Raw genomic sequence first — 13,230 nt, forward strand, 5'->3', positions numbered from 1 at the left:
GTTGCATGACAGAGGAGGGCACTATTTATTCCCTGGTACAAATGTGTCCCAAAGATCGAACGGATCTGTCCTGTTTTGCTTTACGCCGCCCTCGTATTATTACAACCGTTGATTGAATAAGGGAAACGTCACTTCCCCCAACAACATGCCAAACCTGCCGTGAGGCAGGGACGGAAAGCCACGGGTCTTACTGACCAACCGCCAGTAAGACAGCCGGGCTGCAGTGAAGTTGATTAATTACTTTCAGGCACACACTGCTCAAGGACTCAAAAAATGAAATTTAGCATCAAAGCTGCAGCACTGGTAACCACGTTTTTCGCAGCCTTTTCTTCAAACGCTGACGTAATTTCAACTTACGATATTGATTTCGCCACCGCTGATTTAGAAGCGCATCAGCAGAATAGTAGTAGTACTTACGATGTTTACACGAATGGCGTACTTAATTTACGAGAAAATGCGTGGGTAACGCTGAACCTGTTCGATACCTTTGGTATTTCAGAACTGGATCTCGATAATGGTGCGACATCATATAATTTCACTTTCGACATCAGAGTGCTGCCTGGTGCGAGAAATCCGAATCCTAACCCTTTTACTGAAATCGCTGGGGTGTGGTTTGCCGATTTTACTAGCGGTGAGCAGAACCACGATGCAAGTCGCACGTTCAATCTAGCAGGTACACAGAACTTCGGTATTCAGGACTTGGTGTACACCAATGCGCCTCGCTGGGAAACGTTTAGCATTAATCTAGACGATTACTTCTCGGGTGTTATCACGGATATCGTATTCATAAACGACTGTGATTTAAATGCTGGTTGTGGCGACATGAAAACTCGTTTCCGTAACGCCTCTATCACTGAAGTCAGTGAACCTGGCGCCATGTCACTCATCCTTTTAGGTATGGGATTGATGGGATGGCGCGCAAGACGCCAGAAATAACAAGTCGTCAGACTTCCTCAGCCCGCCAACGTCACATGGCGGGCTTTTTTGTGTTTGCGGATCAGTGTTCTGCAGCTTGACTCAGGTTATGAAGTTGTTAGACTGCAGGCGCATTTTTGCTACAACGATAAAAATGCATTAGGCCAAGGGGTGCCGGTTAGCGGCTGAGATCCATTGTGTGGGAACCCTTAAACCTGATCCGGATAATACCGGCGTAGGGATGGTGAAAAATTTGATTTAGCTACCTCAATACCTGCCTGTAAAACCGGATCTTTTTGATGACTGAAGAGATCCTTAATGAAAAAAAGCACATTACTCCTCGCCATTCTGGCAACACCGGCATTTGCTGATAACGACACCGACATAGAAAAAATCACGGTTACCGGCGATTTCAGAGCATCTACCTTAGAACAACTCAGCGCCAGCGCATCGGTTTTCGGCGAAGATCGCTTAGATAGCCGTCAGGCCTCTCACGTTGAAAATATGCTGAATGTAGCGCCCAATGTGAATTTTGCCAGTGGTGCTTCCCGTGGCCGTTTTATTCAAATTCGTGGTATCGGCGAGCGTAGTCAGTTTGCTGAGCCCATTAATCCTTCTGTCAGCTTTATGGTTGATGACTTTGATTTTTCAGGTCTTGCTGCCGCTGGCGTATTATTCGATACCCGTCAGTTGGAAGTGTATCGCGGCCCGCAGGCTACCGTATTCGGTGCTGGGTCCCTTGCTGGTGCAGTGAAAATTGTGAGTCATGCCGCAGATGCAGACGACAGTCACTTTGAATTCGGTTTGGGCAACACGTCGTTAATGCGTATTGAAGGTGCACACAGTGTACAAGTGTCAGAAGACTTCGCTATTCGTCTGGCCGGGGTGCATAACAGTAGTGACGGCTTTGTTGAGAACGACTTTCTTGAGCGTGACGATACCAATAATATTGATGAAAGTGCGGTAAGACTCGCTGCACAATGGAATATTAGCAGTAAGACTAGCCTGAATGCCGACCTGCGTTGGTACGACGTAAACAATGGTTATGATGCCTTTTCGCTGGACAATAACCGCCACACACTTTCTGATGAACCTGGATTTGATGATCAACTCACTAAGGGGGTCAGCCTGCATTTGAATCATCAGCTGGATGCCGGTTTACTGGAAGTGATTGCAACCGCTGCGAACCATGATATCGCCTATGGCTACGACGAAGATTGGACTTACGATGGTTTCCATCCATGGGGATACACGTCGTTCGATGCCTACTTCCGTGACGTTCAACAACGCTCAGCAGAAGTGCGCTTTACCTCGGCAAATGACAAGAAACTGTTCAGTGATACCACGACATGGGTTGTTGGCGCGCGCATCAATCACAGCGAACAAAACTTGTTACGTGAATACACCTACGCCGACGGTGACTTCATTAGCCAATTTGAACCAACCACCACGGCAGTTTATGGTCAGCTTGATACACAGTTGAATGACTCGTGGTTGTTAACCACGGCGCTGCGTGTTGAAGAGTATTCTCAAAAGTATAATGATAATGCCGGTTTGGACTCAGAAGACGACTCCAGCATGGTGGGCGGAAAAGTGGCTCTAACCTATGACTGGGACGGTGATTTTGTTTATGCCAGTGTCTCTCGTGGTTACAAAGCAGCAGGTGTCAACTTCGACGAGCAGGTGAGTGAAGCGCGTCGATTCTATGATACTGAATATAACTGGAATTACGAAGTGGGTTATAAAGGGCAACTGTTTGACCCCGCGATCACCGCACGTTTCGCTGTGTTCTATATGGACAGACAAGATACTCAGGTGAATGATTACGACGTTCAAACCCGTGAAGATGGCTCGGCAGCCTTTATCGACCTGACCGCCAATGCCGATGTAGGCACCAATAAAGGTGCTGAGGCTGAACTGAGCTGGCAGGTAACTGACGCGTGGACTCTGCAGGGTTCTGTGGGCTATTTAAGTGCAACCTTTGAAGGTTATGAAACGGCTGACGGTGCCTATGTTGACGAACAGCGTCAGGCGCAGTCGCCTAAATTTACTGCTAACCTGTTCAGTGAGTTCTGGCTAACCGATGAGTGGGTATGGCGGGCAGACATGGACTTTAAAGACGAATACCGTTTCTCAGACAGTCATGACGAAACCGCTCCCGCTGCCACATTATTTAATACCGATATCACCTGGGTTCGTGGCGATTGGCGCACTACCTTGTGGGTGAGAAATCTAACCGATAAAACCTACTACACTCGTGGGTTTGGTGGTTTCAGTAATGATCCGCGAGACGAGTATGCCTTTGCCGAACCGTATTATCAGTTGGGTGATGGCAGACAATTCGGTGTTACCCTACGCGTTCAGTTTTAAGGAATAGTTATGCAAGTAATGGTTGAGTTATCTCTGTATCCGTTAGTCAACGAGTACATTCCGCCGATTCAGAATTTTATCGATCGTCTCAATAGCCATCAGGGGTTGGTGGTTACTACCTGTTCCACCAGTACCCAGGTGAGCGGGGAGTACGGTCTGGTAATGGATGTTCTGGGTAAGGAAATGCAGCGTACCCATGAAGAAGTCGGGCAGGCTATTTTTGTGGCCAAGTTCCTTAACTTTGATGCCATGCAAGCACGCAAGAAAAATAATGACTGATTTTTTTTCGGCATTTATCGGTCAGCTTACAGCCACCTCTCCTGCGGAGTGGGTGGCTGTAGTGCTGGCACTTGCGTATGTGTGGCTGGCGGCAAATCAGAACCGCTGGTGTTGGTTATGTGCGTTCATTAGCACTGCTATCTATACCTGGTTGTTTTGGCAGGTAACGTTGCCGTTTCAGGCAGTACTGAATTTGTATTACATGATAATGGCGGGCTACGGTTATTATCAATGGAACCGCCAATCTGGCGGGGAAGATATCGTGCGTTCATGGCCCTGGTACTGGCATGCTATGATGATTCCGGGGTTACTGTTTATTGCCTGGGGATTGTCGTTATGGGCACAAGGCCAGTTCAATAGCGACCATTTGCTGCTCGATGCCAGCATTCAGGTGGTGAGTGTGGTGACCACCGTGATGGTTGCGCATAAAGTATTGCAGAACTGGTTATACTGGTTCGTGATTAATCTGGCATCTGCCTATTTGTACGCACAAAGCGGCCTAGCTTTATCTGCCTGTCTGTTTTTTGGCTATGTAGGTTTCTCTATTTTTGGCTATTTACAATGGTCCCAACAATGGAAGCTGCAACAGCATGACGCCCACGCGTATCGTTGAGTTGGTGTCTGCACCTCTCGGCCTTTCAAGCAACGTAACTTGCGAAGCGTGGGGGGGGGGAGATGTGAATCAGGTGTTCCGGCTTACCGATGGCGACCGGCAGTTTGCCGTTAAATGGACTGGCGACGATGACTTCAGTGGTATCGACAAAACCGCGGTGTTTGCACTGCAAAAGCAGGTCGCGCAAGCCGGCATGGCCCCGGAACCTTGCTGGCTGAGTACTGATCGCCGCTTATGGGTGGAAGTCTGGCAGCCTGAAAATGTGCCGGTAGACGCGGAGCCTGGTATTTCGACCAAACAAATCCTGTTGCTGGCATCGAGTCTTGCTTCTGTTCACCAGCTTACGGCTATTGCGCCGGAGCTGGATTTAACTGCCCGCTGGCAGCATTACATCGAACTGGCGTCTTTATCCGGTGACAATGAACTGGTTACGCTGGCCGCAGAGCTTACCGCGAAGGGGCTGGCCCGTGTCGGTGTTGATGACCAGCCAGTGCTTTGCCACAACGATTTGTCATTGCCGCATATCGTTGAAACGATCACGCCGGTTATCGTCGACTGGGAATATGCGGCAATGGGCAACCGCTATTTTGATGTGGCGTCCTGTGCGCAGATTAATCAGCTTGGCGCTGCACATAAGCTGGCGCTTTATCAGGCTTATGCGCTGTATTGTGGGTTGGACCAGCAGCAGGTGATTGAAAAATGTTTGCAGCAGGAAGCGGTTGTCGCCCTGACAGCCTCTCTGTGGACTGCCGCTTTGCCTGCTGAATCAGTTAAATCATAGGCATCAGCGGATGGTTTTTGTGCGCATTGGTTGAATGGTAGTCAAACGCACGATTTTGCTGATAAAAAGGCTTTACCTTTGAAGATGCATACGTATAATGCACAGCGCGCTAGGGGTGTAGTTCGAATTGGTAGAACAGCGGTCTCCAAAACCGATGGTTGGGGGTTCGAGTCCCTCCACCCCTGCCACTTTTCCTCTGAGTAAGTTATAGTGTCCTCACTTTCCTCCACTCAAAATATTATGTCTTCATATTTAAATCCTTATCAGACGGCAATCCTCCAGGAAATGGGCATTTGTGTCTGGCAATCTCAGTCTGTACTTAATCAGGTGGTAAAGCCTGAAGACGCTGAAGCATCGCCTGCTAATCAGTCCCGGGAAGCGGTGAGTGAGTCTGTCGGTGTCGCGCCCACGGCGGCAAACAGCCGTGACAGAATTGCGCAACTGCGTTCGATGCTGGGCACCAAGGATGAGAAAACGGCGGACAGTGCACCGCAGGCAGAACCTGACACACCGGTAGCAGACCTCCGGCAGCAGAAAAGCCAGACAGTGGCGAAGTCTTCAGAACATCAAAAGCCCGCTTCAGAACCTATTGATCCGCGTAGCTTTGGTCAGATGGGACGGGATATAATGCTGGCGCTGTCGTTATTTCATGATGTGAAAGCCATTCGCTGGCAATATGCGGATGAACTGTCACTGAAGGACAATGTGCTCTCGCTGCCTTACAAAACCGCGCCGACCCGTGCTGATGACAAACGCCATTTGTGGGAAGTGATTTCTGGCAGATAAGCTCTCGGAAAGTGCCTTTTTACAATACTTTCCCGAGAGTTCATTTATCAACACAAGCGCTGCAACCTGCGCTTTTTAAAAAATTATGAAGACCTTTGTTTTAAAACCGCTCACCAAACACTTTGTTGCTGATGCCCATGCCATACATCAACAGGCGACGTACAATCCCTGGTCGCAGTCCACCTTTGCTGATTGTCTGACGCCGCCCTATGCCGGGCTGGTGGCTGTTGATGAAAACAATCTCGTTGGTGGCTATGCTGTGATCCTGTTGGTAGCCGGTGAAGCCACGCTGATGGATATCGCGGTAGCCCAATCAGTCCGCGGACAGGGGCTTGGCATGCAGTTACTGAGTGGTGTGGTTGCCTGGTGTCAGCAGCACAATGCTGAATCTCTCTGGCTTGAGGTGAGAGCCGGAAACACCACTGCCATTTCGCTTTACGAAAAAGCCGGATTTGAAGACATCGAAATCCGCAAGAATTATTACCCTTCTGACGATGGCAAGGAAGACGCGCGGATTATGCGCAGGATGCCGGTTTAGTCAGCAGAAATCTGTTTACCTGCCTGAAGTCCTTTTCCTGCTATTTCCGTTATTATATGATACTGAGAATTATTCCTATCTAAGTCGCCGCTATGTCTCAATTCTCGCTGCCCCCCGGTGTTGCCTGCCTGAGTGATTACGAACGCTACGCCCATTCTGAGATGGACGAAAAAACATGGGCGTATGTGTATGGTGCATCAGCCGATGAAATAACGGCATCAAGGAATACTCAGGTTTTTTCTGAAATTAAGCTGCTTAACCGCGTGCTTGCTGAGGTAAGTCATGGAAGTACTGCAATCAACCTGCTTGGAGAAGCGCTGGCTCACCCCATTATTACCGCTCCGGTGGCGTATCAGAAGCTTGCCCATGAAGATGGAGAACTTGGTACGGCCATGGCGGCTGCGGCGCAGGATGGCCTGTTTGTTCTTAGCACGCTAGCCAGCACCTCTATTGAAGATATTGCCGCAAACAGTGATGGTAAACGCTGGTTTCAGTTATATTTTCAGCACTCCCGGGAGCAAACCTTGGCGTTGGTAAGAAAGGCTGAAGAGCATGGCTTTACCGCAATTATGGTAACGGTAGATGCACCCGTAAACGGATTGCGCAATCGCGAACAGCGTGCTGGTTTCGCTTTGCCTGCAAACATCCGTGCGGTTAATTGTCAGCAGCAGAATATGCAGGTGGCGTCAGGTGAGAGTGGCGTTTTTCAGGGGCTGATGTCTGTTGCACCAACCTGGCAGGATATGAAGTGGCTCAGGCAGCAAACGTCACTGCCGGTGGTTATTAAAGGTATTATGCATCCGGCAGATGCCAGACGGGCATTGGAGTGTGGAGCAAATGGTATTGTGGTATCAAATCATGGCGGCAGAACCCTGGATACTTTACCTGCCACCGCCGAAGTATTGCCGTTAATCCGGGAAGCGGTGGGCGAGATGTTTCCCATTATCCTCGATAGTGGTGTGCGTCGTGGCACGGACATCGTAAAAGCCATTGCACTGGGTGCTAACGCTGTGATGATTGGTCGCCCTATCATGTATGGGCTTGCCAGTGCCGGTGCAATGGGGGTTGCACACACTATCCGGCTTCTGCGCGACGAGCTTGAACTGGCCATGGCACTTACCGGTTTTAGCTCGGTAGATCAGATTGACCGCACTTGTCTTTGGAAAGGGTAGGGCATAGCTAATGCCCCATCAGGTTTCTGACCACTGACGAAGCAGATTATGATACACCCCGGCAAGTCTGACTAACTCTGGGTGTTCAGGGTTTTCCTGAGTGAGTGCCTGAATGCTTTTATCTAAATCATAAAGAATTCTGCGTTGCTCGCCGCTTCGGATAAGGCTCTGCATCCAGAAAAAGGAAGCCAGACGACGGCCACGGGTAACCGGAGTAACCCGATGCAGGCTGGTGGAAGGGTATAGTACCATATCGCCGGCATTAAACTTTACTCTCTGTTCGCCGTAAGTGTCCTGAATAACCAACTCGCCGCCGTCGTATTCGTCAGGCTCTGAAAAGAATAACGTCATTGATATATCGGTGCGAATTTTAACTGGCGTGCCCGCTACTCTGCGGATCGTATTATCAATATGATCGCCAAATTCTCCGCAGCCCTGATAGCAGTTAAACATTGGCGGGTAAATTTTGTTTGGAAGCCCAGCTGCCATCACCTCCTGTGACTCTGCCATTCTGGCAAGAATGAAGTCGCCTAACTGATGAGCAACCGGTGAGTCTTCCGGTAGCTGCAAGTTTCTTTTTGCCTGCTTAGCGAGGTGACCTGCGGTAACCGCGCCATCAACCCAGTCTGCCGCCTCAAGCATTTGTCTGGCTTCCTGCACCTGAGAGGGTGTAAAAAAGTTTTCAATTCTAAGTAACATAGCGTCATCTGCTGAAAAGCCGCAGCCCCGATGATGAGGTTGCGGCATACTTAAATGTATTGCTGATTCCCGGTTTAGCAGCCCGGCACAGCGTTCACATTGTGCGGGTTAAAACTGATAGCTGACAAACAGCGCCGCGCTTCTTGGGTTACCCGGACGGAAATGCCCTTTAGCGCTGTAATCGGTAACGTATTCTTCGTCGAACAGGTTATCAATATTCAACTGCACTTTCAGATCTTCCGTTACCTGATAGCTTGCCATCATATACGCGGTGGTATAGGCATCAACAGTAAAGTAGGCCATATTCCTGCGCCAGAATGTCTCGCCGGAGTTGTAATAAAGGCCACCACCAATATTCAGCTTGTTGTTCATACCCATCCAGGAAAGCCATACGCTGGCAGTATCATCAGGCGAACCTTGTAACCCGTTGCCTACGGTATCGGCGTTTAAATCCTGCGTGATTTCAGTGTCGAGTTTAGAATAATTCGCTGACACTGACAGTGAGTCTGTAAGTTTACCCACCACACCAATTTCAAAACCTTTGGCTTCCTGCTCACCGGTAAGATAATAGTTGGTTACACTGTTGCCCTCAGCATCGGTAAGACGTTCTGAATCTACCACGTCTTTAGTGGTTTTAAATACCGCTGCAGTCACCATCAGCTGATCTTCAAACAATTCCCATTTAGTACCAAGCTCAAATGATTTGGAGCTTTGTGGGTCGAGACTGTTTTGTTCATCGTTGGTAGACAGCGCCAGATTCGTGCCCGGAGGTTGTTCTGAATTACCGTAACTTACGTAAATATTACCATTTTTGGTCGGGCTATAGCTCAGTGCAGCACCGTAAGATAAGAAGGTGTCTTCTGCATCAAGGCCTGTTGCGCATCCCGAACGACGACCGCAGGCTGAGCCTTCAATGTCGAAATCGTCGAATCGGGCATTAACATCCAGAGTGAACTGCTCATTTAGTTTAATGGTGTCGAAGGCGTAAATCGCCAACGTATCAGATTCACCTTTGGTGTCTGAGCCATTGCGCACCAGCCCGCCAGTGGCAGTAAAGTTATTGGCTCCGGCAAAGGGATCGATATAGGCTTCTTCAACGATAGTGCCGCTGCCATCGTAATAAATAAAATCAGACGACACGCCGAAATTGGTTTGTTCTTCTTTTGCATACTCAGCGCCCACAACAAGGTTATGGATCATTCCTGCTGCATCGAGCTCCCCTATAACGTCCAGTTGAGTCACGAATAATTCGTTTTCATTATCCAGCCCCTGAGTTCTTGAGCCGATGAGCAGACTGGCCTGATCGTCACGTCCCCACCAGGGACGCCCAAGTACCGATTCCTTTTCATTGGTGCCATAACGGGTCTGGCTGCGCAGAGTAAAGTCGTTATTCAGTTCGTGATTTACCGTCAGCGTGTACATGCGGGTGCTGACATCCTCATAATCTCGCCCTTTAATGCCGTAATAACCATCCCACAGGTCTGCATCCAGAGGACCTTCCGCTCGGCCTGTTGCTGCGGCGGCGCTTTCGGTAATAAACGGTAACCCCAGCACCGGCGTGTTGTCCTGTTCCATGATAAATACGTCGAGGTTGGCGTTCGTTTTATCAGAAAAGTTGTGAAGCAGGGAAGCGGCAATACCGGTTGTCTCGTAGTTTTCTTCACCGTTATCGAAGGTGTCACCGCCATCGGAATAGAGCAGGTTAATCCGGCCTGCGGTGTTATCAGACAGCTCTTTATTCACGTCAGCGGTCACCCGGGCCGTTTCAAAGGTATCGTAACGGGCTGTGACGTTACTGAAATCGCCCAGTCGGGCACGTTTCGTATTTAAGTTAAGGCTACCACCACCATTAGAACGTCCGTCGATGGTGCTGCTGGCACCTTTAATCACATCCACCTGTTCATAGTTGAACATATCACGGCTATAGCCGGCGATATCACGGATTCCGTCCACGTAAATACTGGAGCGGGCATCGAAACCACGAATGGTGACTTTGTCACTGGCAGAGATCACGCCACCGCCCCCTTCACCACCACCGAATGTGGATACACCCGCAACGTTTCGTAAGGCATCATTTAAACTAGTAACACCCTGTTGCTCCAGCATGCCCGAAGAAATGACGTTGATACTTCGGGGCGTGTCTGCCACGGGTTGAGTGAGTTTTACCGAGCCGGTCTCATCAACTTTGAAAGTTTCGTCTTTATCTGTCTCTGCCTTGGTCAGTTCGAGCTCACCCTTGCTCTCAGCATTCTGCGCTTCCTGCGGTGATACAGCAGCTAAACTGCTCATGGGGAGTGCAGCCAGAATTGTCAGAGTCAGTGCGTCCTTTTTAAATTTTTTCGCAGTTGTTCCTTGAGTCATATCAATATTTCCAGGTAGTTTGAGAATCTAAAAACATTTCTTAAGTTTTTTTTAAAAGAGTGTGCTGAAAAGCGGGAACAAGTTAACTTTTTGATTATGTAAATGCAAACGATTTTTATTTGTATTTGTAATTCGATGTTTGCACGAATTTGAGGCTTAAAAAATGCTAAGGGAAGGCTCTAGAGACACATTAAAAAAGTGGTAAAGTTTCTGATAGGGGGAGTCGCACCCTTATGGTGGCGCTCATCTGACTTCATCCGATATCGGGCTTGTTGAGAAGAATAATCCCGTCATTCATTGGGGCATAATTCTGTTGATAGCTGGTGCCGCCACGCCTATAGATATCGCCCTGGTGCAATCAGTCCGCGGAAAAAGGCTTGGCAAGCAGTTACTTCACGACTTTGTTGTATGGTGTCAGTAGCAGAACGCTGAGTCTCTCTGGCTTGAGATAAGAGCCGGAAACACCACTGCCATTTCGCTTTACGAAACCCCCGGATTTGAAGATATCGAAGTCCGCAAAAATTATTACCCCTCTGACGACGGCAAGGAAGACGCGCGGATTATGCGCAGGATGCCGGTTTAGTCTTTTAATCATCCCTCGTTATGCCATTTTCATATCCGGACCGGATGCCTTAAAACCCAATCTCATTTTTTCACGTATAATTAACATATTCCCGTTTTGAAATGTGAACAGGTGAACGTGATGTCTGAAACGAATAAAACTGAGAAGCACGAAAGAGACATAGCCCTTCAGGATGATGATTTCCGGCACGATGACAAAGAGTTTGATTCCGTAGCCGGTGAAGAAGACCCTGGCGCGGGGCTTGAAGCGCTGGTGGAAAATGACAAGTTGCCCGGGTCGCAACGTAAGTCAGAGTAAAATAAATCAGCCCGAACGCGGTCTTGGTTTCGGATTATTCCTCTGTTGCCAGAAAATTCGCTTGTCTGCCCCATCGCGACAGGTGCGCTACGACTGTGTTAAGTGGGAAAAAGGGCGGCAATTTCTCTCATTTCTGGTATCATGCGCGCCAATTTTTGAAATTACAGGTGACGCTTTTTCTAAGCTCTGAGCCCGCGTCCACCCTCACACAGTGACAGATCAGAATATTCATGAGTAATCTAACCAGCGAAATCAGCAAACGCCGTACGTTTGCGATTATCAGTCACCCGGATGCGGGTAAAACCACCATCACCGAAAAAGTGCTTCTGTTCGGACAGGCACTACAGAAAGCCGGTACCGTAAAAGGTAAAAAATCCGGTCAGCACGCCAAGTCAGACTGGATGGAAATGGAGAAGGAGCGGGGGATCTCGGTTACCACCTCGGTAATGCAGTTTCCGTATCGCGAAAACCTGGTAAACCTGCTGGATACCCCGGGACACGAAGATTTCTCTGAAGACACTTATCGAACGCTCACTGCCGTGGATTCCTGCCTGATGGTCATCGACGCGGCGAAAGGTGTTGAGGATCGTACCCGCAAGCTGATGGAAGTTACCCGTCTGCGTGACACGCCCATTATCACCTTCATGAACAAGCTCGACCGTGATATTCGCGACCCGCTTGAATTGTTGGATGAAGTTGAAACTGAGCTTAAAATTCTGTGCGCGCCAGTAACCTGGCCTATTGGCTGTGGTAAGGAATTCAAAGGTGTTTATCACCTGCACCGTGATGAAGTCATTTTGTATAAATCCGGTCTTGGCCACATGATTCAGGATGTTCGCATCATTAAAGGACTGGATAATCCGGAACTGGAAGCGGCTATCGGCGGTGGCCTGCTAGAGACCCTGAAAGACGAGCTGGAACTGGTTCAGGGCGCGTCTAACGAGTTCGATCAGGAACTGTTTCTTGAAGGCGAACTGACGCCGGTTTTCTTCGGTACTGCTTTAGGTAACTTCGGCGTAGATCACATGCTCGACGGATTGGTTGAGTGGGCGCCAACCCCGCAGGGCCGGGAAACCGAGGAAGGCAAGATTGAAGCAGATAACCAGGCTTTCACCGGCTTTGTGTTTAAAATTCAGGCCAATATGGATCCGAAGCACCGTGACCGTGTGGCGTTTTGTCGAATCGTATCGGGTAAATATGAGAAAGGCATGAAAATGCATCATTCCCGTATTAACAAAGATATCCGTATTTCAGACGCGCTGACATTCCTTGCCGGTGACCGCGAATTGCTGGAAGAAGCTTACGCCGGTGACATTATTGGTTTACACAACCATGGCACAATCCGGATCGGTGACACGTTCACTTCAGGTGAGAAGTTCCGCTTCACCGGTATTCCTAATTTTGCGCCGGAACTGTTCAAGCGTATTCGCCTGAAAGATCCGCTGAAACAGAAGCAACTGCTAAAAGGCCTGATCCAGCTTTCCGAAGAAGGGGCTGTGCAGGTGTTCCGTCCGCTGATCAACAACGACCTGATTGTGGGCGCGGTAGGTGTGCTACAGTTTGACGTGGTTGTAGCCCGTCTTAAAGCTGAGTACAACGTTGATGCTATTTACGAGCATATCAGTGTGAATACTGCGCGCTGGGTTTACAGCGACAGTGACAAAAAACTTGACGAGTTCCGCCGTAAAGCTGAGCAGAATCTGGCGCTGGATGGTGGTGACAACCTCACTTATATCGCGCCGACTATGGTGAATCTGCAGCTCGCGAAAGAGCGTTATCCTGATATTGAATTTAAAGAAACCCGCGAACATTAAGACCGGACAAAAGATCGAGAAC

The 13,230-nt window shown here is 49.0% G+C and carries 12 protein-coding genes, 1 tRNA gene and 2 riboswitches; of the genes, 11 read left to right on the forward strand and 2 right to left on the reverse strand.

Translation table 11 applies throughout. From position 1 onward, the window contains the following. Nucleotides 1–137 precede the first annotated feature (137 nt). A riboswitch (cyclic di-GMP riboswitch) is annotated at nucleotides 138–226 on the forward strand. A gap of 47 nt (nucleotides 227–273) precedes the next feature. From ACXAFQ_RS01925 to ACXAFQ_RS01965, 9 genes are all read left to right on the forward strand, one after another. Then, nucleotides 274–936 (forward strand): PEP-CTERM sorting domain-containing protein, encoded by a 663-nt coding sequence (locus tag ACXAFQ_RS01925; protein ID WP_474817899.1) that lies wholly within the window; start codon nucleotides 274–276, stop codon nucleotides 934–936. A gap of 136 nt (nucleotides 937–1,072) precedes the next feature. Continuing rightward, a riboswitch (TPP riboswitch) is annotated at nucleotides 1,073–1,174 on the forward strand. Between the two features lie 59 nt (nucleotides 1,175–1,233). Beyond that, nucleotides 1,234–3,285: a TonB-dependent receptor gene (locus tag ACXAFQ_RS01930; protein WP_474817900.1), complete on the forward strand. Its 2,052-nt coding sequence runs from the start codon at nucleotides 1,234–1,236 to the stop codon at nucleotides 3,283–3,285. Nucleotides 3,286–3,294: 9 nt separating this feature from the next. Continuing rightward, nucleotides 3,295–3,564, forward strand: a complete 270-nt coding sequence (locus ACXAFQ_RS01935; protein ID WP_474817901.1) for a YkoF family thiamine/hydroxymethylpyrimidine-binding protein — start codon at nucleotides 3,295–3,297, stop codon at nucleotides 3,562–3,564. After that, nucleotides 3,557–4,177, forward strand: coding sequence for a nicotinamide riboside transporter PnuC (pnuC, locus tag ACXAFQ_RS01940; RefSeq protein ID WP_474817902.1), 621 nt, complete (start codon nucleotides 3,557–3,559; stop codon nucleotides 4,175–4,177). The genes ACXAFQ_RS01935 and pnuC overlap by 8 nt, the downstream gene beginning before the upstream one ends. Beyond that, nucleotides 4,155–4,958, forward strand: a complete 804-nt coding sequence (locus ACXAFQ_RS01945; RefSeq protein ID WP_474817903.1) for a phosphotransferase — start codon at nucleotides 4,155–4,157, stop codon at nucleotides 4,956–4,958. Before pnuC ends, ACXAFQ_RS01945 begins: the two co-directional genes overlap by 23 nt. Nucleotides 4,959–5,069: 111 nt before the next feature. Then, a tRNA-Trp gene (locus tag ACXAFQ_RS01950) sits at nucleotides 5,070–5,146 on the forward strand. A 52-nt stretch (nucleotides 5,147–5,198) separates the two neighbouring features. Next, the gene (locus ACXAFQ_RS01955) at nucleotides 5,199–5,744 is read left to right on the forward strand and encodes a hypothetical protein (protein WP_474817904.1); all 546 of its coding nucleotides are present in this window, start codon (nucleotides 5,199–5,201) and stop codon (nucleotides 5,742–5,744) included. A gap of 85 nt (nucleotides 5,745–5,829) precedes the next feature. Beyond that, nucleotides 5,830–6,282 carry a ribosomal protein S18-alanine N-acetyltransferase gene (gene rimI / locus ACXAFQ_RS01960; protein ID WP_474817905.1) on the forward strand — a complete coding sequence of 151 codons (453 nt, stop codon included), beginning with the start codon at nucleotides 5,830–5,832 and terminating at the stop codon, nucleotides 6,280–6,282. A gap of 92 nt (nucleotides 6,283–6,374) precedes the next feature. Continuing rightward, nucleotides 6,375–7,454: an alpha-hydroxy acid oxidase gene (locus ACXAFQ_RS01965; RefSeq protein WP_474817907.1), complete on the forward strand. Its 1,080-nt coding sequence runs from the start codon at nucleotides 6,375–6,377 to the stop codon at nucleotides 7,452–7,454. A gap of 18 nt (nucleotides 7,455–7,472) precedes the next feature. Here ACXAFQ_RS01965 and ACXAFQ_RS01970 read toward each other — a convergent pair whose 3' ends face one another. Together ACXAFQ_RS01970 and ACXAFQ_RS01975 are read right to left on the reverse strand one after the other, a co-directional pair. Beyond that, on the reverse strand, nucleotides 7,473–8,153 hold the full coding sequence (locus ACXAFQ_RS01970; protein WP_474817908.1) for a Fe2+-dependent dioxygenase: 681 nt from the start codon (nucleotides 8,151–8,153) through the stop codon (nucleotides 7,473–7,475). Between the two features lie 108 nt (nucleotides 8,154–8,261). Then, nucleotides 8,262–10,514 (reverse strand): TonB-dependent receptor, encoded by a 2,253-nt coding sequence (locus ACXAFQ_RS01975; RefSeq protein ID WP_474817909.1) that lies wholly within the window; start codon nucleotides 10,512–10,514, stop codon nucleotides 8,262–8,264. Nucleotides 10,515–11,217: 703 nt separating this feature from the next. On the opposite strand from ACXAFQ_RS01975, the gene ACXAFQ_RS01980 reads away from it, so the two are divergent. After that, the gene (locus tag ACXAFQ_RS01980) at nucleotides 11,218–11,394 is read left to right on the forward strand and encodes a hypothetical protein (RefSeq protein WP_474817910.1); all 177 of its coding nucleotides are present in this window, start codon (nucleotides 11,218–11,220) and stop codon (nucleotides 11,392–11,394) included. Nucleotides 11,395–11,624: 230 nt separating this feature from the next. Continuing rightward, nucleotides 11,625–13,208: a peptide chain release factor 3 gene (prfC, locus tag ACXAFQ_RS01985; protein ID WP_474817912.1), complete on the forward strand. Its 1,584-nt coding sequence runs from the start codon at nucleotides 11,625–11,627 to the stop codon at nucleotides 13,206–13,208. The last annotated feature ends 22 nt before the right edge of the window (nucleotides 13,209–13,230 follow it).

It is taken from the genome of Alteromonas sp. ABH2_165, assembly GCF_056159945.1.